The sequence below is a fragment of the Pseudomonas sp. 2hn genome (genome assembly GCF_019646095.1).
Classification (GTDB): domain Bacteria; phylum Pseudomonadota; class Gammaproteobacteria; order Pseudomonadales; family Pseudomonadaceae; genus Aquipseudomonas; species Aquipseudomonas peradeniyensis.
This window is the reverse complement of record NZ_CP081016.1, coordinates 392,783-416,438: the sequence shown is the minus strand read 5'-3', so window position 1 is coordinate 416,438 and position 23,656 is coordinate 392,783. Positions and strand designations below refer to the sequence as shown.

General features: G+C 66.7%; 21 protein-coding genes. 12 read left to right on the top strand and 9 right to left on the bottom strand.

The window, feature by feature from the left end:
• Positions 1-73 precede the first annotated feature (73 nt).
• The 4 genes from K2O50_RS01930 to rarD all read left to right on the top strand — a co-directional run bounded on the left by K2O50_RS01930 (position 74) and on the right by rarD (position 3,755).
• On the top strand, positions 74-811 hold the full coding sequence (locus tag K2O50_RS01930) for a ComF family protein (RefSeq protein ID WP_050703477.1): 738 nt from the start codon (positions 74-76) through the stop codon (positions 809-811).
• A 57-nt stretch (positions 812-868) separates the two neighbouring features.
• A complete protein-coding gene (locus tag K2O50_RS01925; protein ID WP_050703476.1) occupies positions 869-1,633 on the top strand; it encodes a TOBE domain-containing protein in 765 nt (254 codons plus the stop codon).
• A 195-nt stretch (positions 1,634-1,828) separates the two neighbouring features.
• The gene (locus K2O50_RS01920) at positions 1,829-2,803 is read left to right on the top strand and encodes a serine/threonine protein kinase (protein ID WP_050703475.1); all 975 of its coding nucleotides are present in this window, start codon (positions 1,829-1,831) and stop codon (positions 2,801-2,803) included.
• A gap of 64 nt (positions 2,804-2,867) precedes the next feature.
• The gene (gene rarD / locus K2O50_RS01915) at positions 2,868-3,755 is read left to right on the top strand and encodes an EamA family transporter RarD (protein WP_050703474.1); all 888 of its coding nucleotides are present in this window, start codon (positions 2,868-2,870) and stop codon (positions 3,753-3,755) included.
• 333 nt (positions 3,756-4,088) lie between these two features.
• On the opposite strand, the gene K2O50_RS01910 is transcribed toward rarD, so the two are convergent.
• Positions 4,089-4,607: a glycine cleavage system protein R gene (locus K2O50_RS01910; RefSeq protein ID WP_050703473.1), complete on the bottom strand. Its 519-nt coding sequence runs from the start codon at positions 4,605-4,607 to the stop codon at positions 4,089-4,091.
• Positions 4,608-5,067: 460 nt separating this feature from the next.
• Between K2O50_RS01910 and K2O50_RS01905 the strand changes: the two genes are divergently transcribed.
• On the top strand, positions 5,068-7,245 hold the full coding sequence (locus K2O50_RS01905) for a malate synthase G (RefSeq protein ID WP_050703472.1): 2,178 nt from the start codon (positions 5,068-5,070) through the stop codon (positions 7,243-7,245).
• A gap of 84 nt (positions 7,246-7,329) precedes the next feature.
• Here the strand turns inward: K2O50_RS01905 and K2O50_RS01900 are convergent, their stop codons facing one another.
• Positions 7,330-7,779, bottom strand: coding sequence for a response regulator (locus K2O50_RS01900; RefSeq protein WP_050703471.1), 450 nt, complete (start codon positions 7,777-7,779; stop codon positions 7,330-7,332).
• Positions 7,780-8,004: 225 nt separating this feature from the next.
• Here K2O50_RS01900 and K2O50_RS01895 point away from each other — a divergent pair, with 225 nt between their 5' ends.
• The 7 genes from K2O50_RS01895 to K2O50_RS01865 all read left to right on the top strand — a co-directional run bounded on the left by K2O50_RS01895 (position 8,005) and on the right by K2O50_RS01865 (position 16,380).
• Entirely contained in the window at positions 8,005-9,942 is a 1,938-nt protein-coding gene (locus tag K2O50_RS01895; RefSeq protein WP_050703470.1) for a putative nucleotidyltransferase substrate binding domain-containing protein, read from the top strand.
• The gene (locus K2O50_RS01890; protein ID WP_050703469.1) at positions 9,939-10,649 is read left to right on the top strand and encodes a PolC-type DNA polymerase III; all 711 of its coding nucleotides are present in this window, start codon (positions 9,939-9,941) and stop codon (positions 10,647-10,649) included. Before K2O50_RS01895 ends, K2O50_RS01890 begins: the two co-directional genes overlap by 4 nt.
• 255 nt (positions 10,650-10,904) lie before the next feature.
• Complete coding sequence (locus tag K2O50_RS01885) at positions 10,905-11,423, top strand: RNA polymerase sigma factor (RefSeq protein WP_050703468.1); 519 nt, start codon at positions 10,905-10,907, stop codon at positions 11,421-11,423.
• Complete coding sequence (locus K2O50_RS01880) at positions 11,420-12,364, top strand: FecR domain-containing protein (RefSeq protein ID WP_050703467.1); 945 nt, start codon at positions 11,420-11,422, stop codon at positions 12,362-12,364. The genes K2O50_RS01885 and K2O50_RS01880 overlap by 4 nt, the downstream gene beginning before the upstream one ends.
• A 211-nt stretch (positions 12,365-12,575) precedes the next feature.
• Positions 12,576-15,008: a TonB-dependent siderophore receptor gene (locus K2O50_RS01875; protein ID WP_050703466.1), complete on the top strand. Its 2,433-nt coding sequence runs from the start codon at positions 12,576-12,578 to the stop codon at positions 15,006-15,008.
• 86 nt (positions 15,009-15,094) lie between these two features.
• The gene (locus tag K2O50_RS01870) at positions 15,095-16,207 is read left to right on the top strand and encodes a PepSY domain-containing protein (RefSeq protein ID WP_050703465.1); all 1,113 of its coding nucleotides are present in this window, start codon (positions 15,095-15,097) and stop codon (positions 16,205-16,207) included.
• Entirely contained in the window at positions 16,204-16,380 is a 177-nt protein-coding gene (locus tag K2O50_RS01865) for a hypothetical protein (protein ID WP_177330815.1), read from the top strand. Before K2O50_RS01870 ends, K2O50_RS01865 begins: the two co-directional genes overlap by 4 nt.
• A 184-nt stretch (positions 16,381-16,564) precedes the next feature.
• On the opposite strand, the gene K2O50_RS01860 is transcribed toward K2O50_RS01865, so the two are convergent.
• Genes K2O50_RS01860 through waaF form a run of 7 tightly spaced genes read right to left on the bottom strand, consistent with a single transcriptional unit; the run spans position 16,565 to position 23,525 of the window.
• Positions 16,565-18,007 carry a lipopolysaccharide kinase InaA family protein gene (locus K2O50_RS01860; RefSeq protein WP_050703464.1) on the bottom strand — a complete coding sequence of 481 codons (1,443 nt, stop codon included), beginning with the start codon at positions 18,005-18,007 and terminating at the stop codon, positions 16,565-16,567.
• Positions 18,007-18,759 (bottom strand): lipopolysaccharide kinase InaA family protein, encoded by a 753-nt coding sequence (locus tag K2O50_RS01855; protein WP_050703463.1) that lies wholly within the window; start codon positions 18,757-18,759, stop codon positions 18,007-18,009. Before K2O50_RS01855 ends, K2O50_RS01860 begins: the two co-directional genes overlap by 1 nt.
• Entirely contained in the window at positions 18,756-19,490 is a 735-nt protein-coding gene (locus K2O50_RS01850) for a lipopolysaccharide kinase InaA family protein (protein ID WP_050703462.1), read from the bottom strand. Before K2O50_RS01850 ends, K2O50_RS01855 begins: the two co-directional genes overlap by 4 nt.
• On the bottom strand, positions 19,490-20,296 hold the full coding sequence (rfaP, locus tag K2O50_RS01845; RefSeq protein ID WP_050703461.1) for a lipopolysaccharide core heptose(I) kinase RfaP: 807 nt from the start codon (positions 20,294-20,296) through the stop codon (positions 19,490-19,492). The genes K2O50_RS01850 and rfaP overlap by 1 nt, the downstream gene beginning before the upstream one ends.
• On the bottom strand, positions 20,293-21,417 hold the full coding sequence (locus tag K2O50_RS01840; RefSeq protein ID WP_050703460.1) for a glycosyltransferase family 4 protein: 1,125 nt from the start codon (positions 21,415-21,417) through the stop codon (positions 20,293-20,295). The genes rfaP and K2O50_RS01840 overlap by 4 nt, the downstream gene beginning before the upstream one ends.
• A complete protein-coding gene (waaC, locus tag K2O50_RS01835; protein WP_028689090.1) occupies positions 21,417-22,475 on the bottom strand; it encodes a lipopolysaccharide heptosyltransferase I in 1,059 nt (352 codons plus the stop codon). The genes K2O50_RS01840 and waaC overlap by 1 nt, the downstream gene beginning before the upstream one ends.
• Positions 22,476-23,525 (bottom strand): lipopolysaccharide heptosyltransferase II, encoded by a 1,050-nt coding sequence (gene waaF, locus K2O50_RS01830; protein WP_050703459.1) that lies wholly within the window; start codon positions 23,523-23,525, stop codon positions 22,476-22,478. It abuts the gene before it with no gap.
• Positions 23,526-23,656 lie beyond the last annotated feature (131 nt).

Genomic DNA, 23,656 nt, shown 5'->3' with positions numbered 1-23,656 from the left:
TGGTCTGACTGACGCCGGGACAGGAAAACCCACCAGCGCATCACGGATAGCTCGCATAGTTACGGAAGGCCTCATGCACTGTCAACCAATCAAGAACCCGCTGGTTTACATCTGTACAAATAACGACCAGATCTGTTTGCTCTGCGACGAGCCTGCCGAGCAGCCCTATCCCTTGTGCAGCGCCTGCGAACAGGCACTGCCATGGCTGGACGAGCAGTGCCGCCGCTGCGCGTTGCCCCTACCCATCGACGGCCTTCTCTGCGGTGGCTGCAGCCGCCGCCCTCCCGCATTCAGCCGAGTGATCGCGCCCTGGCATTACGGTTTTCCCATCGACACCCTGGTCAGCCGTTTCAAGCACAACAGCCAGTGGCCGCTGGGGCGGTTGCTGGCGCAGTTGCTCGGGCACAGCCTGACGCACCGCTACAACGAAGGTCTGCCACGGCCGGACCGCCTGTTGCCGGTGCCGCTGGCCAGGCGTCGACTGCGCCAGCGCGGCTTCAACCAGGCGGCGATGCTCGCCCGCTGGCTCGCCGGGCAACTGCGCCTGCCCTGTGACGAGGGCCTGCTCCAGCGTGTGCGCGATACCCCGGCGCAGCAGGCCCTCGGCGCCCGGGCCCGGCAACGCAACCTGCGTCAGGCCTTCGCCCTTGCCCCCGGCTGCGAGCTAGACGGCCTGCACCTGGCAATGGTCGATGACGTGCTGACCACCGGGGCGACCGCCCAGGCCATCGCCCGGCTGCTGCGCCAGGCCGGCGCCCGGCGGGTCGACATCTACTGCCTGGCGCGCACGCCCAGGCCGGGCCAGGCTTGACTTGCCCCGGTGACGGCGGCAACGTCGCGGGACCTACACCACACCCGATGCCCACCCATGTCCCTGCCTGCCCTGCTCACCCAGCACATCGTCCGTCGTCCACAGCGCATCGCCCTGTTGCAGCATGTCGCCGAACAGGGCTCGATCACCCGCGCCGCCAAGGCCGCGGGCATCAGCTACAAAGCCGCCTGGGACGCCATCGACGAACTCAACAACCTGGCGGCGCAGCCCCTGGTGGAACGCAGCACCGGCGGTCGCGGCGGCGGTGGCGCACGGCTGTCCGCCGAAGGCGAGCGGGTATTGCGCCTGTACCAGCGCCTGCAGGCGCTGCAGGCGGAGATTCTCGAATCCGCCGAGGACAGCAGCGACCTCGACCTGCTCGGCCGCCTGATGCTGCGCACCAGTGCGCGCAACCAGTTGCAGGGACGGATCAGCGGGCTGCGCCGCGAAGGCCGGCATGACCGCGTCAGCCTGGACCTGGGTGGCGGGCTGGAGATCGAGGCCTTGATCACCCGGGGCAGTACCGAGCGGCTGGAACTGGCGTGGGGGGGGACGGTGGTGGCGCTGCTCAAGGCCGGATGGGTGCGGTTGCTGGGCGCGGATGAGACGCCGGAGCCTGGGAGCAACTGCCTGAAGGCCAAGGTCGAGGAGGTGCTGATCGAAGAAGGCGGGCCGGGCGAAGTGCGCCTGGCGCTGGGCAATGGCCAGACCTTGTGCGCCATCGCCGAGGCGGCCTGGCTGGAGCTGCAGCAGGTCCAGCCGGGGAGCGCCCTGCGGGTACAGTTTCATCCGTCGTTCGTGTTGCTGGGGGTGCCGGTCTAGTCTGGCCGTGCGCTACGCGCCCGGATCGCGGGGCAAGCCCGCTCCCACGCTGTTGATGGTCGCAACCTGGCGCCCTGTGCGACCGCGCAGCCCAAAAGGGCTGGGTGATCTCCCATGCCTGCATCGACTCATGAGCGGGCCAGCCTTGGGATTGGGGTAACATGCAGGCCGCAGTCCCAGCGACCGGAGCCTTTCATGTCCCACCCCTTCGACACCCTCACCCCCGACCTCGTGCTGGACGCCGTGGAAAGCCTCGGTTTTCTCAGCGACGCCCGGGTGCTGGCGCTCAACAGCTACGAGAACCGCGTCTACCAGGTGGGCATCGAGGACGCGCAGCCGCTGATCGCCAAGTTCTATCGCCCTGGGCGCTGGAGCGACGCGGCGATCCTCGAGGAACACGCCTTCACCCGCGAGCTGGCCGAGTGCGAAGTGCCGGTGGTGGCGCCACTGCTGCACGAAGACCGCTCCCTGTTCGAGCACCAGGGTTTTCGCTTCACCCTGTTCCCGCGCCGTGGCGGCCATGCCCCGGAGCCGGGCAACCTCGACCAGCTCTATCGCCTCGGGCAGCTGCTCGGGCGACTGCACGCGGTAGGTGCGAGCAAACCCTTCGAGCACCGTGAAGCCCTGGCTGTGGACAACTTTGGCCACGCCTCGCTCAAGACCTTGCTCGACGGCAATTTCGTGCCCCGCGAGTTGCTGCCGGCCTATGAATCGGTGGCCCGCGACCTGCTCAAGCGGATCGAGGATATCTACGCCCGCACCCCGCACCAGCTGATCCGCCTGCACGGCGACCTGCACCCCGGCAACCTGATGCACCGTGACGACGTCTACCACGTGGTCGACCTCGACGACTGCAGCATGGGCCCGGCCGTCCAGGACCTGTGGATGATGCTCGCCGGCGGCCGCGAAGAGCGGCTCGGCCAACTGGCCGAACTGATCGACGGCTACAACGAGTTCCACGACTTCGACCCGCGTGAGCTGGCCCTGATCGAGCCACTGCGCGCCCTGCGCCAGTTGCACTACAGCGCCTGGCTGGCGCGGCGCTGGGACGATCCGGCGTTCCCGCCGAGCTTCCCCTGGTTCGGCCAGCCGCGCTACTGGGGCGACCAGATACTCGCCCTGCGCGAACAGATCGCCGCGCTCGATGAACAACCGTTGAAATTGTTCTAGGTCTACGCCGCGCTCTGTCTACAATAGGCGTCGCTTTATTTAGCTACCTAAGCAAGGATTCTGCATGCACGCCGCCAACCCGCGCCGCGGGTACCTCCTGGGCCTCGGCGCCTACATCATCTGGGGCCTGTTCCCCCTGTACTTCAAAGCGATCCAGAGCGTTCCGGCGGTGGAGATCATCGTCCACCGCGTGCTCTGGTCGGCCCTGTTCGGCTCGCTCCTGCTGCTGGTGTGGAAACACCCCGGCTGGTGGCGCGAACTGCGCGACAACCCGCGGCGCCTGGCGATCCTCGCGCTCAGCGGCGCGCTGATCGCCGGCAACTGGCTGACCTACGTATGGGCGGTGAACAATGGGCGCATGCTCGAGGCCAGCCTGGGCTACTACATCAACCCGCTGATCAACGTGCTGCTGGGCATGCTGCTGCTCGGCGAACGCCTGCGCCGCCTGCAATGGCTGGCGGTGGCCCTCGCGGCCCTGGGCGTAGCGCAGCAGGTGTGGCAGGTCGGCAGCCTGCCCTGGGTGTCGCTGGCGTTGGCGCTGTCGTTCGGCTTCTATGGCTTGATACGCAAACAGGCACCGGTGGCGGCGCTGCCGGGGCTGGTGGTCGAGACCTGGATGCTGGTGCCCATTGCCATCGGCTGGTTGCTGCTGCACCCGACGGCCAGCAGCGCCAGCCCTGAGTTCTTCAGCAGCAGCGAAGCGCTGTGGCTGATCGCCGCCGGCCCGGTGACCCTGGTGCCGCTGGTGTGCTTCAACGCCGCTGCCCGCCACCTGCCCTATACCACGCTGGGCTTCCTGCAATACCTGGCACCGACCCTGGTGCTGCTGCAGGCAGTGTTGCTGTTCGACGAACACCTGTCGTCGAGCACCTTGATGGCGTTCGCCTTTATCTGGGCAGGGCTGGCTGTCTACAGCGTCGATGCCTGGCTGAGTTTGCGCAAGCGCGCCTGATCAAAAAATGATCATATTGCTGCAGACCACGGGGGACGTGGGCTGCAGCAAGCGCTCCAAAGGTTATCCACACCCTCGTCCACGGCGTTTGTGCACAAGCTACTGAATAGTGGACGTTTTTTGCTCAAATCTCGCCAGGCCTCGTGATTGTTGGGCTGGCGGGGAGCGCCCCCAGGTTATCCACAGGGTCTCCCCCGATAAATAGGGATAACCACCGAGGGGCGCTGCGCACCCCGTTCGCGGCACAAGGCCGCTCCTACAGTTGATCGCGTTCCCTTGTAGGAGCGGCCTTGTGCCGCGAAAGGGCTGCAAAGCAGCCCCGGCGTTCCTAAATCACTCCTCCGGCCGCAACCGCAACTCCACCATCAGATCATCCGCCAGGCTCTCCAGCCGCGCCTGCAGATCGTCCAACGACAAGGTCAACGGCAATGCCAGCAACGCATCGGCATGGAACAGCGGCTCGCTGCTCATCGGCGCCGGCCGCACCTCGGTGCTCAGGCGCTCGACGTTCACCCCTTGCTCGGCCAGCAAGCGGGTGATATCACGGACGATACCCGGCCGGTCGTTGCCCACCAGTTCCATGGCGATCGGCTTCCAGGTGCAGGACGGCTCGATCCCGCTTTCGGCAATGAGTACACGGATACCGTGGTCACCCAGTTTCTGCAGCGACTCGACCAGTTCGGCGTAGTTCTCCGCTGGCACCGCCACCCGCAGGATCCCGGCGAACTGCCCGGCCATGCGCGACATGCGGCTTTCCAGCCAGTTGCCATTGTGATCGGCGATGCACTGGGCGATACGCTCGACCTGCCCGGCCTTGTCCGGGGCGATCACGGTGAGTACGAGATGGTCCACGGGCCACTCCTTCATTCGTCTGCGAAGGCCGCCCCAGGCGACCGAAATACGGGGATCGAATCAGTATAGGCAAGGCGCGGCAACCTGCCGCAGGACAGTCACGGCAATCAATCGTGTACTGTTTCAAGATTTATCTGGAACAATCCACCTGTTTTTTGCGAACATGTCGTCTCCCAGCGTGACCCCATGCGACCAATCGGTCGCAGAGCGACGCTTTTAGTCTGATGTTCACCTGCCTGCTGCTTCATGTAGTATGCGTCGACGCGGACTACAAAACGTCGTTTCGATGTCTGCCAAGGCGCCTGTGAAAATACGCCAACCGCCCGCCGGCCCGTCTGGCGAGCCGCACCCAGCCGCCCCCGGAGCACGCGGGCATGCACTGGTGCCGTGTTTAGAGAAGCGCTACAGGCTTAATACAGAAGAGCGAAAGCGAAATAGCTGAGCAGAGGTGAGGCAAGCAATGACTGGATACGTTCAAGTCGGTGGCCTTCAGGTCGCCAAGGTCCTGTTCGACTTCGTCAACAACGAAGCCATTCCGGGGACCGGCATCAACGCCGAGCAGTTCTGGGCCGGTGCCGAGAAGATCATCAACGACCTCGCTCCCAAGAACAAAGCCCTGCTCGCCAAGCGCGACGAGCTCCAAGCGAAGATCGACGCCTGGCACCAGGCACGCAAGGGCCAGCCCCACGACGCCGCGGCGTACAAGGCGTTCCTCGGGGAAATCGGCTACCTGCTGCCGCAGGCCGAGGACTTCCAGGCCACCACCCAGAACGTCGATGAAGAAATCGCCGTCATGGCCGGCCCGCAGCTGGTGGTGCCGGTGATGAACGCCCGCTTCGCCCTGAACGCCGCCAACGCTCGCTGGGGTTCGCTGTATGACGCCCTCTACGGCACCGATGTCATCAGCGATGAGGGCGGCGCCGAGAAAGGCCAGGGTTACAACAAGCTGCGCGGCGACAAGGTCATCGCCTTCGCCCGCGCCTTCCTCGACGAAGCCGCGCCACTGGCCGCCGGCTCCCACGTCGACTCCACCGGCTACCGCATCGAAGGCGGCAAGCTCGTTGTCGCCCTCAAGGGCGGCAGCAACAGCGGCCTGCGCGACGACGCCCAGCTGATCGGCTTCCATGGCGACGCCAAGGCGCCGACCGCCGTGCTGCTCAAGCACAACGGCCTGCACTTCGAGATCCAGGTCGACGCCAGCACCCCGGTCGGCAGCACCGACGCCGCCGGCGTGAAGGACATCCTGATGGAATCGGCGCTGACCACCATCATGGACTGCGAGGACTCGGTCGCCGCTGTCGACGCCGACGACAAGGTGATCGTCTACCGCAACTGGCTGGGCCTGATGAAAGGCGACCTGGCCGAGAGCGTCAGCAAGGGCGGCAAGACCTTCACCCGCACCATGAACCCGGACCGCGAGTACGCCGCCCCCAACGGTGGCAGCGTCACCCTGCACGGTCGCTCGCTGCTGTTCGTGCGCAACGTCGGTCACCTGATGACCAACCCGGCGATCCTCGACGCCCAGGGCAACGAGATCCCCGAGGGCATCCAGGACGGCCTGTTCACCAACCTGATCGCCCTGCACAACCTCAACGGCAACACCAGCCGCAAGAACACCCGCAGCGGCAGCGTGTACATCGTCAAGCCGAAGATGCACGGCCCGGAGGAAGTGGCCTTCGCCGCCGAGATCTTCAGCCGCGTCGAAGACCTGCTGGGCATGCAGCGCAACACCGTCAAGGTCGGCATCATGGACGAGGAGCGCCGCACCACGGTCAACCTCAAGTCCTGCATCAAGGCGGCCGCCGAGCGCGTGGTGTTCATCAACACCGGCTTCCTCGACCGCACCGGTGACGAGATCCACACCTCCATGGAAGCCGGCGCCGTGGTGCGCAAGGGCGCCATGAAGAACGAGAAATGGATCGGCGCCTACGAGAACAACAACGTCGACGTCGGCCTGGCCACCGGCCTGCAGGGCCGCGCGCAGATCGGCAAGGGCATGTGGGCCATGCCCGACCTGATGGCTGCCATGCTCGAGCAGAAGATCGCCCACCCACTGGCCGGCGCCAACACCGCCTGGGTACCGTCACCGACCGCCGCCACCCTGCATGCCCTGCACTACCACAAGGTCGATGTGCAGGCGCGCCAGCGCGAGCTGGCTTCGCGCACCCCGGCCTCGGTCGATGACATCCTGACCATCCCGCTGGCCGCCGACACCAACTGGTCGGCCGACGAGATCCGCAACGAGCTGGACAACAATGCCCAGGGCATTCTCGGCTACGTGGTGCGTTGGATCGACCAGGGCGTGGGTTGCTCGAAAGTGCCGGACATCAACGATGTCGGTCTGATGGAAGACCGCGCCACCCTGCGCATCTCGGCCCAGTTGCTGGCCAACTGGTTGCGCCATGGCGTGGTCACCCAGGAGCAGGTGCTGGAAAGCCTCAAGCGCATGGCCGCGGTGGTCGACAAGCAGAACGCCGGTGACGCCCTGTACCGCCCGATGGCGCCGAACTTCGATGACAACATCGCGTTCCAGGCCGCCGTGGAGCTGGTAGTCGAAGGCGCCAAGCAGCCGAACGGCTACACCGAGCCGGTGCTGCACCGTCGTCGTCGCGAGTTCAAGGCCCGCAACGGGCTGTAAGCCGCCAGCAACGCATCGCGGGGCAAGCCCGCTCCCACGCCAGATGCCAACCGGCGTGGGAGCGGGCTTGCCCCGCGATCGTTTTCAGCCCTGATCCATTCTCAACTCACGTCGCACCAGCTCCAGAAGCTTCCCCAGGTCCACCGGCTTGAGCAGGAAATCCACAACCCCCAGGTGCATCACGTCCACCGCCTCTTTCACATCGGTGTCGCCCGACACCACGATGATCGACAGCGCCGCCCGCTCCGACTCACGAACCTGGCGGATCAGTTCCAGGCCATCCTTGGGCTCCATGCGCAGGTCGGTGATCATCAGGGCGATACGCGGCTCATAGTGCAGCTTCAACATCGCCTCCTGCGCACCGTCGGCCGTCATGCAGGCGATGCCCCGGCTCTTCAGGTACAGGCTTAGCGCTTCGCTGTTCACCGGGTTGTCGTCCACCACCAGTACCACGGGTTTGGGCGCGACGGGTGCACTCACCACGGCCAACGCCTCTCGCTCGGCGTCGCTCAGGATGTCGTCATGCTCTGCCATGGTCGTCTCGTCAAAAAAACCCCGTTATTCAAGTTCAGACCGCAAAGCCCCCGCATGCAAACTGCCTTTCGTCGGCTATTTGACACCCGGGACAAGCAGCGAAACGCTCGTCTCGCCTTATAGACTTACGTCCAATGGGCACCGCAGAGCCGTCGTCCGACCATGGAGCCCTAGAACAACAAGGTCTGCGCTACATATGCAGACATACTTATCGCGGTCGGTTCCATGAGCAAAAAGGACGCCTACAGCCAGGCGGGCAGAACAGCAGTGCTGCAAAACATCCAGGGCACCCTGCAATTCCTGCAGCGTTTCCCGCCATTCAACCAGATGGAACACAACCACCTGGCCTACCTGGTGGAGCAGTGCCAGCTGCGTTTCTACGCGGCCGGCGAAAGCATCATCAAGCCTGCCGACGGCCCGGTCGAGCACTTCTACATCGTCAAGCAGGGCCGCGTGGTCGGCGAGCGCCACCATGTCACCAAGCCGGGCACCGAGACCACCTTCGAGATCGCCAGCGGCGAATGCTTCCCGCTGGCCGCGTTACTCGGCGAGCGGGCCACCCGCACCGAGCACCTGGCCGGCGAGGACACCTTCTGCCTGCAACTGGACAAGGCCGCGTTCATTCGCGTGTTCTCCATGTCCGAGGTGTTCCGCGACTTCGCCCTGCGCGGGGTCAGCAGCCTGCTCGACCAGGTCAACCAGCAGGTGCGCCAGCGCGCCGTGGAAACCCTGGGCACCCAGTACTCGCTGAACACCCCGCTGGGCGAACTGGCGCTGCGCCATCCGGTGGTGTGCGCGCCGGACACGCCGCTGCGCGAGGCGGTGGGGCTGATGCACGAGCAGCAGGTCGGCAGCATCATCATCGTCGATGGCCAACGCCATCCCCTCGGCATCTTCACCCTGCGCGACCTGCGCCAGGTGGTGGCCGACGCCAGTGCCGAGCTGACCGCGCCGATCGAACGCTACATGACCGCCCGGCCGTTCCACCTCAGCCCCCAGGCTAGCGCCTTCGATGCCGCCATGGCCATGACCGAGCGGCACATCGCCCACGTCTGCCTGGTGGACAACCAGCGCCTGTGCGGGGTGATCTCCGAACGCGACCTGTTCTCCCTGCAGCGCGTCGACCTGGTGCACCTGGCCCGCACCATCCGCCATGCGCCACGCCTGGACAGCCTGGTGTCACTGCGCGGCGAGATCGGCCAGCTGGTCGAGCGCATGCTCGCCCACGGCGCGTCCTCGACCCAGATCACCCAGATCATCACCCTGCTCAACGACCATACCGTGTGCCGGGTGATCGAGCTGGCCATCGCCGAACGCGGCGACCCGGGCGTGCCATTCAGCTGGCTGTGCTTCGGCAGCGAAGGCCGCCGCGAGCAGACGCTGCACACCGACCAGGACAACGGCATCCTCTTCGAGGCCCGCGACGCCGTCGAGGCCGAGGCCATCCGCGCCCGGCTGCTGCCGCTGGCCCAACAGGTCAACCACAACCTGGCCCAGTGCGGCTTCACCCTGTGCAAGGGCAATGTGATGGCCGGCAACCCCGAGCTGTGCCTGTCGCGCAGCGAATGGGCACGACGCTTCGCCGGCTTCGTGCGCGAGGCGAGCCCAGAGAACCTGCTGGGTTCGAGCATCTACTTCGACCTGCGCGTGGTCTGGGGCGACGAGCAAGGCTGCGAACAGCTGCGCCAGGGACTGCTGGAGCAGGTCGCCGACAACCGCATCTTCCAGCGCATGCTGGCCGACAACGCGCTGCGCCAACGGCCACCGGTCGGGCGCCTGCGCGAGTTCGTGCTGACCCGCCAGGGGGACGACAAGGCCGCCACCCTCGACCTCAAGGTGCAGGGCCTGACTCCGTTCGTCGATGGCGCCAGGCTGCTGGCCCTGGCCCACGGCATCAGCGCCTGCAACACCCTGGAGCGCCTGCGCCAGCTGATCGCCAAGGGCATCATCGACCCGCTCGACGGCGCCGCCTATGAAGAGGCCTACCACTTCATCCAGCAGACCCGCATGCAGCAGCACCAGCGCCAGACCCGCGAGAACCAGCCCTACTCCAACCGGCTCGACCCGGACAGCCTCAACCACCTGGACCGGCGCATCCTGCGCGAGTCCCTGCGTCAGGCCCAGCGCCTGCAAAGCAGCCTGGCCCTGCGGTACCAGCTATGAACCTGTTCGCCTGGTGGCGCCCCGCCGCCCCCGAACTCGACGCCCCGCTGCGTCGGCGCCTGGCCATGCTGCCAGGGCCGGCGCCGCTGGGCGTGTGCTCGTTGCGTGAACAGCGCTGGGTGGTGCTGGACCTGGAAACCAGCGGCCTGAACCTCAACCGCGACCAGGTGCTGTCGATCGGCGCAGTGGCCATCGAGGACGGCGCCATCGCCCTGGGTCGCCCGTTCGAACGCACCCTGCACCGGCCCTCGCAGAAGACCAATGCCAGCGTGCTGATCCACGGCCTGGGCCCCAGCGCCCTGGCCGCAGGCTGCGACCCGGCCGAGGCGCTGCTCGACCTGATGGACTTCATTGGCGACAGCCCGGTACTGGCGTTCCACGCCCCGTTCGACCAGCGCATGCTGGCCCGGGCGGTGAAGGACAGCCTGGGCCTGCGCCTGCAGCATCCGTTCCTCGATGTGGCGGAACTGGCGCCGATGCTCAACCCCGACACCGTGTTGCGCGAAGCCGGCCTGGATGACTGGATCGCCCGCTTCGGCCTCGAAGTCCAGGCTCGCCACCATGCCAGCGCCGATGCCCAGGTGACCGCGGAGCTGGCGCTGATCCTGTTCAGCCAGGCCCGGCGCCAGCAACTGGACAGCCCGTTGCAGCTGGAGCAGCGGGTGCGCCAGTGGCGACGGCGTAAAGTCCAGAGTCACGGCCTCTGACCCATACATCGCCCCTGTAGGAGCGGCCTCGTGCCGCGAATGGGCTGCGCAGCAGCCCCTCTCCCGGTGAGCGCTTAGACCGCCGGGGCCGCTTTGCGACCCTTTCGCGGCACAAGGCCGCTCCTACAGTGGCAGGTGCGAGCCAGATCATCATGCTGGCAATCCGATAAGCGTCAATTGCGCCACCACCCCCGCCTCTGCCACAATCGCGAATAATTATCGTTAGTTAACGCATTCTTCCCCGGGGATCGCTTCTTGACGCCTGCGCACAGTCCACATGCCGAGCTGGTCGGAGCGCTGTATCGCGACCATCGCACCTGGCTGCTGGCCTGGTTGCAGCGCAGCACCGCCTGCCGTCAGCGCGCCGAGGACCTGAGCCAGGACACCTTCGTGCGCCTGCTCGGTCGCGAGCGCCTGGACGCCCCCCGCGAACCCCGCGCGTTCCTGGTCGCCGTGGCCAAGGGCCTGTTGTTCGACCACTTCCGCCGCGCCGCCCTCGAGCAGGCCTACCTCGCGGAACTGGCCCTGCTGCCCGAGGCCGAACACCCGTCGCCCGAGCAGCAGCACCTGATCCTCGAGGACCTCAAGGCCATCGACCGGCTGCTGGGCAAGCTGTCGAGCAAGGCCCGTACGGCCTTCCTGTACAACCGCCTGGACGGCCTGGGCCACGCCGAAATCGCCGAGCGCCTCGGAGTGTCGGTGTCGCGCGTGCGCCAATACCTCGCCCAGGGCCTGCGCCAGTGCTATGTCGCCCTTTACGGAGAGCCGACATGAACCACGCCCCGGTCTCCAGCCAGGTACTGGAGGCGGCCATTGCCTGGAAGCTGTGCCTGGACGAAGGTAGCGGTACCCCGGACGAACGCAACGAATTCATGCGCTGGCACGCCGCCCACGAGGAGCACGCCCGCGCCTGGCTGCAACTGGGCATGCTCGACCAGCGCGTCGGCGCCGCCGCCGGCCCGGTACGCCACACCCTGCTGCAGTCACGGGCCGGGCTGCGCCAGCGCCTTGGCGGCCTGGCCGGCATGCTGCTGCTCGGCGGGCTGCTCGCCTGGGCCGCAGCGCCGACCCTGTCACCAACCTACTGGCTGGCCGACCAGCGCACCGGCACCGGCGAGCTGCGCACCCTGCGCCTTGAGGACGGCACCTTGCTGAGCCTGAACAGCCAGAGCGCGGTGGATATCGACTTCCGCGGCGAGCAGCGGCTGATCGTGCTGCATCGTGGCGAGATCTCGGTGGAGACCGGCCACAAGGACAGCCGTCCGCTGCTGGTGCGCACCGAGGATGGCCGCCTGCGCCCGCTGGGCACGCGCTTCCTGGTCAAGCGTGAGGAGGCCGGCACGCGCCTGGAGGTGCTGCAGGCCTCGGTGGCCGCCAAGCCGCAGAACAGTGGCGACGAACAGGTGCTGCGCGAAGGCCAGCAGGTGCTGATGAGCGCCGACGGCCTGGGCCGGGTCGGCTCCGTGGCGGTCGGCAGCGATGCCTGGACCCGCGGCATGCTGGTGGTGGACAACGTGCGCCTGGCCGACCTGGTGGCAGCGCTCGGACAGTACCGCAGCGGCCACCTGGGTGTCAGCGACGAAGTCGCCGACCTGCGCGTGAGCGGCAGCTTCCCGCTGACCGACACCGACCTGGCCCTGGCCTCGCTGCAGCCGGCGCTGCCGGTGAAGATCGAGCGGCATACGCCGTGGTGGGTCACCGTTACCGCCAGATAAGCGTCGCGTGCCGCCCTTCGCGGGTAAACCCGCTCCCACAGGTTTGGTGCATTCCCTGTGGGAGCGGGTTTACCCGCGAAGAAGCCAAGGCGATTCAGCCCTGAGCGCCGCTCGTGCCAACCCTGTCAGATTTTTTTCAAAAGACCCTGTCACTTTCCCAATCTCGCTCGGCAAGGAAGCAGTCAGCACTATTTCGTCGAGGAGCCGCTGCATGTCCCGTGCCGTTGATGCTTTGCTTCGCCCCAGCCTGATGGCCCTGGCCATCGGCCTGGCCGCCCCGTTGGTCAGCACCACCCTGTTCGCCGCCGAACAGGCCGCCCCGCGTGCCTACGACCTGCCCAGCGCGCCGCTGGCCAGCACCCTGAACCAGATCGCCAGCCAGGCCGGGATCGCCCTGGCGCTGGATCCGGCACTGGTCAGCGGGCGCAACTCGGCGCCGGTCAGTGGCCAGTACGATGCGGTCGGCGCCCTGCAGGCCGCCCTGCGCGGTACCGGCCTGCAGCTGCAGCAGAGCAGCGCCGGCAGCTACAGCCTGGTGGCGGTGAGCGAAGGCACCCTGGCGCTGCCGGAAACCAACATCAATGCCAACAGCAGCTACGAAAGTGCCTGGGGCCCGGTGGAAGGCTACACCGCCAAGCGCACCGCCGCCGGCACCAAGACCGACACCGCGCTGGTCGAGGTCCCTCGCTCCATTTCCGTCGCCACCCGCCAGCAGATGAGCGACCGCGGCGTGCAAAGCCTGGACGACGCGGTGAAGTACATGCCGGGCATCGTCTCGGCCAGTTTCGGCAGCGACACCCGCTATGACTGGATGCGCGTGCGCGGCTTCGAGCCGACCCAGTTCCTCGACGGCCTGCCCCTGCCCCGCGGCGTGTATGCCAACCCGAAAGCCGAAACCTGGAACCTCGACCGCCTTGCGCTGCTGCGTGGCCCAGCCTCGTCGGTATATGGCCAAACCCCGCCCGGCGGTCTGCTGGACATGGTCAGCCGCCGCCCCCAGGCCGAGAGCAGCCACGAGATCCAACTGCAGTACGGCAGCGACAACCACCGCCAGATCAATTTCGCCAGCACCGGCAAGCTCGATGAGCAGGGCCAGTTCCTCTATGGCGTCAGCGGCGTGGTGCGCGACAGCGGCACGCAGATCGACCATATCGATAACAAGCGCTACAACATCGCCCCGAGCCTGACCTGGAACATCGACGAAGACACCTCGCTGACCTTCCTCAGCCAGTTCACCCGCGACGACACCGGTGCCACCAGCCAGTTCTACCCGATCCAAGGCACCAAGATCGACATGCCGTTCGGCAAGGTCTCCCGCCACAAGAACCTGGGTGACCCGGATTACGACTACTACGACCGCACCTATTACGCGCTGGGCTATGCCTTCGAACATCGTTTCAACGATGTCTGGCAGTTCCGCCAGAACGTGCGCTACACCAAGTCGGAGCTTTCGTTCCAGACCATTACGGTAAGCAGCTACAACAAAGACTTCCCCCCGGTCACCGATGACGGCATTGCCAACCGCATGTCCACCAACACCGAGGAAAACATCGGCCAGTTCGCGGTCGACAACAACTTCCAGGCCGACTTCGCCACCGGTGCCGTCAGCCATACCGTGTTGATTGGCCTGGATCACCAGCGCACCAATCACGACTACCTGGCGATCTATGGTTTCGACGTGCCGCCGATCGACGTCAACAACCCGGCCCATGGTCTGCCGATCACCCGCCCCCCTCGCTCATCGGCCTATTACGATTACAACCAGAAGACGGTGCAGACCGGCCTCTATATCCAGGACCAGATGGCACTCGACAACTGGCGCCTGACCCTGGGCGGGCGACAGGACTGGGTCCACACCGGCACCAAGTTCTTCAACAAGGGTGATGCCACCAACACCCAGCGCGACAGCAAGTTCAGTGGCAACGCGGCGATCAGCTACGTCTTCGACTCCGGCCTGGTGCCCTACCTGTCCTATGCAGAATCCTTCCAGCCGGCCAGCAGCGCGGACGCGGACCCGGAAAAGACGTTCAAGCCGACCGAAGGCGAGCAATGGGAGCTGGGCATCAAGTACCAGCCACCGGGCTCCAACACCCTGCTCTCTGCCGCGGTGTACGACCTGACCCAGAAGAACGTCCAGGTCACCAACAACATCGGTGGCACGCCGGTCACCAGCCAGACCGGTGAAGTGAAAGTCCATGGCCTGGAGCTTGAGGCTGTCTCCGACGTCACCGACAACCTGAAGGTGATCGCCGCCTATACCCTGGCCAAGTCCGAAGTCCAGAAAGGGCCGTACAAAGGCAACCGCCTGCAACAGATGCCCAACCAGCAGGCCTCCCTGTGGACCGACTACACCTGGCATACCGGTGTGCTTGACGGCTTCGGCATTGGCCTGGGCGCACGCTACACCGGCAACCGCTACGGTGACGAAGCCAACACCTGGCTCGGCAAGAGCAAGGCCTACACGGTGTTCGACGCCGCCGTGCACTACGACCTGGGCCGCCTGGACAACAGCCTCAAGGGCGCATCGGTGGCGATCAACGCCAGCAACCTGCTGAACAAGGACTACCTCTCGACCTGCGACGGCTACTACTGCTACTACGGCGACCAGCGCAGCGTCGTCGCCAGCGCCACCTACAAGTGGTAAACACCCATCGCGGGGCAAGCCCGCTCCCACGCCGAGACAGAACGGCGTGGGAGCGGGCTTGCCCCGCGATGGCGTAAGGAGCCGTGATGAAAAGCCAAACCATCCGCCGCTGGTCAGCGATCCACACCTGGAGCAGCCTCGTCTGTACGCTGTTCCTGCTGCTGCTCGCCCTCACCGGCCTGCCGCTGATCTTCCACCACGAGCTGGAGCACCTGCTCGGCGATGCGCCAGAGCTGCGCGAGATGCCCGCCGACACCCCGCACCTGGACCTGCAGCAGCTGGTGCTCAAGGCCGAACAGCACCGTCCCGGCGAGGTGATGCAGTACTTCGGCTACGAAGAAGACGAGCCCAACGGCGTGGTGGCGATCATGGCCGCCACCGCCGGCACCCACCCCGACGATTCGCACACCTTCATGCTCGACGCCCGCACCGGCGAGGCCGTGGCCATGCCGGCGGCCAACGGCGGTTTCATGATGCTGATGCTGCGCCTGCACGTGGACATGTTCGCCGGGCTGCCCGGCAAACTGCTGCTGGCGTTCATGGGGGTGCTGTTCATTGTCGCCATCGTCTCCGGCACCGTGCTCTACGCGCCGTTCATGCGTCGCCTGCGCTTCGCCACGGTCCGCCACGACAAGTCGCGGCGCTTGCGCTGGCTGGACCTGCACAACCTGATCGGCGTGGTCACCCTGACCTGGGCCCTGGTGGTCGGCGTCACCGGGGTGATCAGCGCCCTGTCCGACCTGGTGATCGCCGCCTGGCGCAACGACAGCCTGGCGGCGATGGTGGCGCCCTACCGCGACGCCCCGCCGCTCACCGAGCGCGCTCCAGCCACGCAGTTGCTGAAGATCGCCGAACAGGCCGCGCCCGGCATGCGCCCGGACTTCATCGCCTTCCCCGGCACGCGCTTCTCCAGCGAGCACCACTACGCGGTGTTCATGAATGGCGCCACGAACCTGACCTCGCACCTGTTCACGCCGATCCTGATCGACGCGCGCACCCTGGAGGTGACCGCCGTTGGCGAGCGCCCGTGGTACATGGACGCCATGGGCCTGTCGCAGCCCCTGCACTTCGGCGACTACGGCGGCCGGCCGATGCAGATCCTCTGGGCCTTGCTCGATGTGCTGACCATCATCGTGCTGGGCAGCGGCCTGTACCTGTGGTGGGGCAAGCAACGCAAACCGCGGGAGGGGCGGGCATGAGCCACAAGTCGCAAAGCACCCGCTGGATCTTCGCCTGGCCGGCGTTGATCGCCGTGCTCAGTGCGGCCGGGCTTTTTGCCGCACTGCTCGGGGATGGGATGTGGGATGTGCTGGCCTGGGTGGGGCTGGGCCTATCAGCCGGCCTGGGCTTGAGTGGGTTCAGGCGGCGGTAGGCAGCTCTCATGGAACTGCGCATGACTAATTGATTTAGCAGGGACCTGTAGGAGCGGCCTCGTGCCGCGAAAGGGCTGCGAAGCAGCCCCGGCGATCTTTGCCACAATGCTGAAATCCCGGGGCTGCTTCGCAGCCCTTTCGCGGCACAAGGCCGCTCCTACAGGGATCGCTTCAACTGATCATTCAATCAGCCAACCGCGGCAACACCTGGTCCAAGCGCTGATGCAGCGCGCTGTCCCTCGGCCAGTTGCGCAGCAGCCGCGCCCGGTCCCGGGCGAAGGCCGGGGCGAAGCTGAGCTGGGTGGCATGCTGGCACATGGCATCGAGGTCGATCAGCGACCACTGGCCGTCCTGCCAGAACAGGTTGTGGCCCTTGAAGTCGCCATGGCTGATGCGCTCGCGGATCAGCTGCTGCATCACCCGCGCCAGGGCTTCGACCTGCTCGTCGGGCGCCTCGCCGCTCTCCACGAAGGGCGCGAAGCATTCGATCAGGTCCGGCCCGTCGGCGTACTCGGTCACCAGGTAGGCCGTGCTGCGCAGCCCCATCACCCGCTGCTCCAGCACCGCCAGGGGCCGAGGTGTGGCGATGTCGAGAAACGCCAGGCGGTGGCCTTCGATCCACGAATGCCAGGCGCGGCTCGGGCGCCAGAAGCGCTTGAACCAGTGGGCGGTGTTCTTGATGTTGTAGCGCTTGAGCACCAACTTGCGCCCGGCCACCTCGATACGCGCCACGCTGGCCGCGCCACCGGTCTTGTACAGGTGGCCCTGATCGATCAGCGCATCGGCCTGCTCCAGCACCGGACGCATCGCTTCGACCTCGTTGCGGCGGATGGCCCGCAGCCCGGACAGGTTGCGCTCGACGCTGAACAGCGTGCATTCGCGACCGGCCTTGTCCAGGTAGTCCTTCAGGCGCCAGGCGCGCACCTTGTCCACCTGCTTGTGCAGCGCTTCCAGCGGCAGCGCGTGCTCGGCGTTGGCCAGCACGTAGTGCACCAGCGCCTCCTCGATGAACGGCTCCAGGCGCTTGGGCAACTGGGCGAAGAACACCCCGAGGTTTTCCAGCACGCGCTGGCGCGACAGCTGCTGGCCGGGGGTCTCGGCCTTGATGCCGGCACCGTCGATCAGGTACAGCCGGCCGTCCTGGCGCAGCAGGTTGTCCAGGTGCAGGTCTTCCTGCCACAGGCCCTTGGCGTGCATCTGCGCCACGGCGGTGAGGGCCTCGCCCAGCACCAGGTGCTGCTCGTCGGCCAGCATCGGCAACTGCTCCACCCGGGCCCAGGCGTCACCCAGGCTCTCGGCGTGGTCGAGGTATTCGAACAACAGCCAGCCGCCCTCGCCTTCCTTGAGGCCATCGGCCAGCAGACGCGGCGTGGTCAGGCCTTGCTCGGCCATCAGCAGGGCGCCATCGCGCTCACGCTGGAAGTGCCGGGCGGCATTGCCACCGACCAGCAACTTGGCCAGCACCTTGGTGCCACGCCAGATACCCGCGCCGACATAACGCTGGCCCGGCAGCACGCGCAACAGGCTGAGCAGCTGCAGGTCGGCGCTGCCCGCGGCGTCGGCGAGGGTGACGGTCAGCGGCAGGCTCGGGCTGCGCCCGGCCTCCTTCAATTCGGACAGGCGCATCAGCGGGCCTCTTTGTGGCGACGGCGTTGGGTCAGGCGTTGCAGCCAGGTGGATACCAGGGCGCTGTCCGCCGGCTGCTCCAGGTAGGCCGCCAGCAGCACGCGCACGTCCGCTTCATCCCAGGCCCGGGCGCGGCGCAGCAGCGGCTCCAGGTCCTTGACCCGGTCACGCATGCCGAACAGCAGCGGACGGGTCTTTTCCAGGTCGATCAGCTGGGCCTGCCAGCCCTCGCGCCGCTCGCGCAGGAAGATGTGCTTGGGGTAGAAGCAGCCGTGCATCTGCCCGGCGCCGTGCAGGGTGCGGGCCAGCCGCCCACAGGCCTGGAGGATCGCCTGGCGCTGCGCTGCATCCATCTGCGGCCAGCGGCCGAGCAGTTGTTCGAGGTCGGTCCACTCGTCCAGCGCCCGGGTCATGAGAATCGCCCGGTGCTCGCCACCCTGCTTGCGCTCGCCATAGAACACCGCCTGCAGGGCGGGGATGTCGAGCTTCTGGTAGCGGCTGATGTTGCGAAACTCGCGGGCGAAGGTCGGCTCGCCGAAGGGCCGCTGCAGGCTGCGGGTGAAGTAGTCGCTCTGGCGCTTGAGGTAGAACCCCTTGCCCTCGAGCTCCAGGCGGAACACGCTGCTCCAGCCGCCACGGCCGGTGTTGGGTTCGTCCACGGCGTCCAGCTGCAGGGCCCACAGCGCGTCGAAGTCGCTCAGCCCGTGCCGTTGCAGCAGCGCCTGGTCGGCACTGGCCAGGTAATCGGTCATTCCCTTCCCTCGAAAAAGCTCAGCACCTGGCGAATGCGCTTCTTGTCACGGGCGTTCAGACGCGCGTGTCCGCGGTATTGCAGGTAGAAGCGCAGGCGCTGGGTCGCCGACAGGTGGTACTTGGCCACCTTGTCCAGGCACGCCAGGTCCTTGATCAGCCTGTGGCGCAGCATGAAACCACGCCAGAAGTCGCCGGTCGGGCAATCGATGAAGAATAGCGTGCCCTGGTCGTCGACCAGCAGGTTGCGCCACTTAAGGTCGTTGTGGGCGAAGTGGTGATCGTGCATCACCCGGGTGTGGCGTGCCAGCTGGCGGCTGACGTGATCGACCCAGGCGGCGTCGCGCAGGCGCGGATCATTGCGTTCGGCCAGCGCCGAGAGGTCTTCGGTGCGCGGCAGCTCGCGGGTAATCATCGCCCCGCGGCCAAAGGCCAGGCCCTGCCGCTCGAGCCCCCAGGCGACCACATCGGCGGTGGGGATGCCCCACTTGGCGAACTGCTTGAGGTTCTGCCACTCGGCCTTGACCCGCGGCCGGCCCAGGTAGCGGCGCATGTGCTTGCCGGCGCCGGTGTAGCGCTTGACGTAGTAGTTGACGCCATCGCGCTCGATGCGGATGACCTCGCTCAGCGGGTCGCGGGTCAGGCGCTCGCCCTGAATGGCGAACACCGCGTCGATACTGCCGAAATCGGCCGCCAGGTGCGCATACTCGGGCGCCAGGTTCCAGCTCGCCATCAGAGTGCGTCCCCGTAACGTTGCTTGCGGTCGTAGAGTTTCTGCGCCTTGCGCTCCAGCCAGGCGAGCAGTGCGGCTTCGTCCTTGAGCACCTGGCGCAACGGACGCTGGAAGTAGCCGCGCAGGAAGCGCAGCTTGTCGCGGCGGGTCAGGCCGATGTCCAGCGCCGAGAAGTACAGGGCGGCCAGGTCCTTGTCACGCCAGCGACGGGTGATCTTCGCCCGGGTCTGGGCGCGGTGCAGGTCGATCACCGACAGTTTGAAGTCTTCCGGCGTCACCGGGCGGTCGGTGTGCAGCAGGAAGTGGCAGATATAGCAGTCGCGGTGGTTGACTCCGGCGCGATGCATGCCACCGGTCATCTTCGCCACTTCGGCGATCAGCGCGCGCTTCAGGCGCGGCGCTGGCGGCTGCTTCACCCAGTCGATGCTGAAGTCTTCCAGGCTGACAGTGGGCGCCAGTTCCTCGGTGACGATGAACGAGTGCTGGGTGGCCGGGTTGCTGCCACGCTCGCCGTAGGCCACTGCGGTCATGGTCGGCACACCGGCTTCATGCAGGCGCTGGATGGCCCGCCATTCCTGGCCGGCGCCGAGCACTGGCAGTTTGGCGCTGAACAGGTTCTTGAAGATCTCGCCCCAGCCGATGCCGCGGTGGATCTTGACGAAGAAGCCCGCGCCATCGACCTCGGTGCGCAGGGTGCGGCGGCCTTCCAGCTCGCGGTACACCTCGCCCTGCAGGGCCTCGACGGCCTCGAAGGGGTCGCGCCCGGCCCACAGGCGCTTGAACGGTTCGGCCAGTATCAGCTTCATGCGGTCTCCTGACCGAGGATCACGTCGGCGGCATGCTGCGGCATGCTGTACAGGTCGGCGGTCTCGGCGAAGGCCACACCGTTGTCCGACCAGGCCGCACGGGCCCCGGCGTCTTCGAGCATGCGTTGCAGGTAACGGTTCAACTGCTCCTGCTCGAACGGCTCGTCCAGCACCAGGCCGCTGTCGGCCTCGGCGATGTAGTGGGCATAGCCGCAGACCTTGGACACCAGCACCGGCAGGCCGGCGACCAGCGCTTCAAGCAGCACGGTGCCGGTGTTCTCGTTGTAGGCCGGGTGGATCAGCAGGTCGGCACCGAGCAGGAAACGCGGAATGTCGCTGCGGCCCTTGAGGAACTGCACCTGCTCGCCCAGGCCGAGCGCCGTGCTCTGCACCTGGAACAGCTTGGGGTCGTCCTGGCCGATGACCATCAGCCTGGTACGCTTGCGCAGGGCCGACGGCAACGCCGCCAGGGCCTTGAGGCTGCGGTCCACGCCCTTGGTCTTGAAGCCCGAGCCGATCTGCACCAGCAGCAGTTCGTCGTCGGCCACGCCGAACTCCTGACGGAAATCGGCGCGGATGGCCGCGGCGTCGGCCGGGCGGCGGCGGTCCTGGGAAATGCCCGGCGGCAGCAGGTGGAAGCGCGCCTCGGGGGTACCGTAGTGCTTGATGAACAGCGGCTGCTGCACCTCGGAGATCATCAGGATCTCGGTGCGCGCGTCCCTGGCGAACACCGCCCGCTCGTATTCGGCGAAATGGCGGTAGCGACCCCAGCGGCGGTACAGGCCGCCGCGCAGGGTCTGGGCCTTGTCCTCGAAACAGCCGTCGGCGGCGTAGTAGACGTCCAGGCCGGGCATCTTGTTGAAGCCGATCAGGCGATCGACCGGGCGCTTGGCCAGGTCGGCTTCCATCCAGGCGCTGAGCTTCTCGTTGCGGCGGTGGTTGAACAGCGCCTTGACCGGCGCCACCAGCACCTCGAAGCCCGGTGGAATATCACCTTCCCAGATCAGCGTGTACACGCGGATCTGATGGCCCCGTTTCTGGCACTCGAGGGCGATGCGCATGAAATCGCGCTGCAGCCCGCCAAAGGGGAAATACTTGTAGAGCACAAAAGCCAGTTGCATCAACGAACATCCTCAGCCAGCAGCAGCGCGCTCAAGCGGCCCGCCACATGCTCGGGATTCAGGCGAGTGAAGCACAGCGGCCACTCGCGTTTGAGATCGAACCGACGCAGGTCCTCGGCGCTCGGTTTGTAGGTGCACTTCTTCTGCAGGCACGGGGCGCAGGGGAAGTCGCTCGCCTGGTGGATCTGGGCGCGTCCGTAGGCGCCAGTCAGACCAGGGTTGGTCGGGCCGAACAGCGAGATGGTCGGCACATCCAGGGCAGCGGCCAGGTGACCGAGGCCGGTGTCCACCGCCACGCAGGCCTTGGCCGCCGCCAGCACGCGGGCAACGCCGGCCAGGTTCAACTTGGGGAGCACCTGGCAGTTGTTCAAGCCTTGGGCAATGCGCTCGGCGCGGGCCTTTTCCGCCGGGTTGCCCCACGGCAGCATCACCTGCAGCTTGCGCCGGCCCATGCGCTCGGCCAGCTCGCGCCAGTAGGCCTCCGGCCAGTGCTTGGTGGCCCAGGTGGTGCCGTGCAGGAACACCACGTAGGGTGCGGCCGGCGGCAGTTGCAGGCGGTTGAGGTCCAGGCCATAGTCGCCCAGCCCTTCCGGCAGGTCGTAGGCCAGGGCCAGGGCGAACAGCTGGCGCACGCGCTCCACGGCGTGCTGGCCGACAGCGACCGACAGACGCCGGTCGTAGAAGCGGCTGGCCCAGCCCTCGCGGGCCGAGTAACGGTCCAGGCCGGCCACCGGCGCTTTCACGTAGCGCGTCAGCCAGGCCGACTTGACCAGGCCCTGGGCGTCGATCACCAGGTCGTACTTGTGTTCGCGCAGGCGTTGCTTGAACGCCTTCCACTCGCCGCTCTTGAGCGTCTGCCAGAGATTCTTGCGCCAGCGGCGGATCGCCACCGGGATCACCCGGTCAACTGCCGGATGCCAGCTGGGAATCTCGGCGAAGCCTTCTTCCACCACCCAGTCGAAACGGATGCCGGGGATGGCGTGGGCGGCGTCGGTAAGCGCCGGCAGGGTGTGGATGACATCGCCCAGCGACGAGGTCTTGATGATCAGTACCCGCACTCAGTCGACCTCGACCACGGTATCGATCAGGTTCGGCCCGCCCAGGCCCTGCAGCGCGGCGATGACCTTGGCCGGCTCCAGCAGGCGCAGGCAGTTGTAGTGGCCGAAGCGGCAGGTGCGCTCGAAGCACGGGCTGCACTCGATACCGGTGCGCACCACCTCCACCTGGTCGGCCAGCGGCGGGGTGAAGCCCGGCGAGGTCGAGCCGTACACCGCCACCAGGGGGCGGTTGAGGGCGGCGGCCACATGCATAAGGCCGGAGTCGTTGGACACCACCGCATCGGCGCAGGACATCAGGTCGATGGCCTCGGCCAGTGAGGTTTCACCCGCCAGGTTGCAGGATTCCTCGCGCAGCCCCGGGATCAGCCGGTCGCGAATCTGCTCGCCCACCGGGTGGTCGTTCTTCGAGCCGAACAGCCACACCTGCCAGCCCTGGCGGATCATCGCGTCGGCCACCTCGGCGTAATGCTCGGCCGGCCAGCGCTTGGCCTCGCCGAACTCGGCGCCCGGACACAGCGCCAGCACCGGACGGTCCAGCGCCAGGCCGAACTTGGCCAGGGCGGCTTCGCGGCTGGCGGCTTCGATCTGCAGGCTCGGACGCGGGTAAGGCTTGGGCAGCTCGGCATCCGCTGCGTAGGCCAGGGCCATGAAGCGCTCGATCATCAGCGGATAGCGGGCCTTGTCCAGCTTGCGCACGTCGTTGAGCAGCAGGTAGCGCATCTCGCCGCGCCAGCCGGTGCGTTTGGGGATACCGGCGAAATACGGCACCAGCGCCGACTTGAGCGAGTTGGGCAGCAGGATCGCCTGGTCGTACTGACCGGCCAGCGACTTGCCGATGCGCCGGCGCGTGGCCAGCTCCAGCGCGCCGTGGCCGAGCGGGAAGCTCAAGGCCTGGCGCACCTCGGGCATGCGCTCGAGGATCGGCCGGCTCCACTCGGGGGCCAGGACGTCGATCACGCAGTCGGGGTGCTGCTGTTTGAGGCACTGGAACAGGGTCTGCGCCATCACCATGTCGCCGACCCAGCTGGGGCCAATGATCAGTATTCTCATGCTTTATCCAGAAACATTCGGGGAGGCTGCAGGCTGCGCTACAACCTGGCCTCCCCTCTTTATATTCAGGCTATGTGGCGGACAGTGTACCACCGGTGGCACTCGCTCGTGATCGAGGCCCCTGTGGGAGC

Excerpts from the sequence above, each read along its gene's own strand:
- K2O50_RS01865 (WP_177330815.1), top strand. The coding sequence starts at position 16,204 with ATGAGCCACAAGTCGCAAAGCACCCGCTGGATCTTCGCCTGGCCGGCG.
- K2O50_RS01925 (WP_050703476.1), top strand. The coding sequence starts at position 869 with ATGTCCCTGCCTGCCCTGCTCACCCAGCACATCGTCCGTCGTCCACAG.
- K2O50_RS01840 (WP_050703460.1), bottom strand. The coding sequence starts at position 21,417 with ATGCAACTGGCTTTTGTGCTCTACAAGTATTTCCCCTTTGGCGGGCTG.
- K2O50_RS01870 (WP_050703465.1), top strand. The coding sequence starts at position 15,095 with ATGAAAAGCCAAACCATCCGCCGCTGGTCAGCGATCCACACCTGGAGC.
- waaF (WP_050703459.1), bottom strand. The coding sequence starts at position 23,525 with ATGAGAATACTGATCATTGGCCCCAGCTGGGTCGGCGACATGGTGATG.
- K2O50_RS01895 (WP_050703470.1), top strand. The coding sequence starts at position 8,005 with ATGAGCAAAAAGGACGCCTACAGCCAGGCGGGCAGAACAGCAGTGCTG.
- K2O50_RS01860 (WP_050703464.1), bottom strand. The coding sequence starts at position 18,007 with ATGCGCCTGTCCGAATTGAAGGAGGCCGGGCGCAGCCCGAGCCTGCCG.
- K2O50_RS01905 (WP_050703472.1), top strand. The coding sequence starts at position 5,068 with ATGACTGGATACGTTCAAGTCGGTGGCCTTCAGGTCGCCAAGGTCCTG.
- K2O50_RS01880 (WP_050703467.1), top strand. The coding sequence starts at position 11,420 with ATGAACCACGCCCCGGTCTCCAGCCAGGTACTGGAGGCGGCCATTGCC.
- rarD (WP_050703474.1), top strand. The coding sequence starts at position 2,868 with ATGCACGCCGCCAACCCGCGCCGCGGGTACCTCCTGGGCCTCGGCGCC.
- K2O50_RS01920 (WP_050703475.1), top strand. The coding sequence starts at position 1,829 with ATGTCCCACCCCTTCGACACCCTCACCCCCGACCTCGTGCTGGACGCC.
- K2O50_RS01930 (WP_050703477.1), top strand. The coding sequence starts at position 74 with ATGCACTGTCAACCAATCAAGAACCCGCTGGTTTACATCTGTACAAAT.
- K2O50_RS01855 (WP_050703463.1), bottom strand. The coding sequence starts at position 18,759 with ATGACCGATTACCTGGCCAGTGCCGACCAGGCGCTGCTGCAACGGCAC.
- K2O50_RS01900 (WP_050703471.1), bottom strand. The coding sequence starts at position 7,779 with ATGGCAGAGCATGACGACATCCTGAGCGACGCCGAGCGAGAGGCGTTG.
- K2O50_RS01875 (WP_050703466.1), top strand. The coding sequence starts at position 12,576 with ATGTCCCGTGCCGTTGATGCTTTGCTTCGCCCCAGCCTGATGGCCCTG.
- rfaP (WP_050703461.1), bottom strand. The coding sequence starts at position 20,296 with ATGAAGCTGATACTGGCCGAACCGTTCAAGCGCCTGTGGGCCGGGCGC.
- K2O50_RS01890 (WP_050703469.1), top strand. The coding sequence starts at position 9,939 with ATGAACCTGTTCGCCTGGTGGCGCCCCGCCGCCCCCGAACTCGACGCC.
- K2O50_RS01850 (WP_050703462.1), bottom strand. The coding sequence starts at position 19,490 with ATGGCGAGCTGGAACCTGGCGCCCGAGTATGCGCACCTGGCGGCCGAT.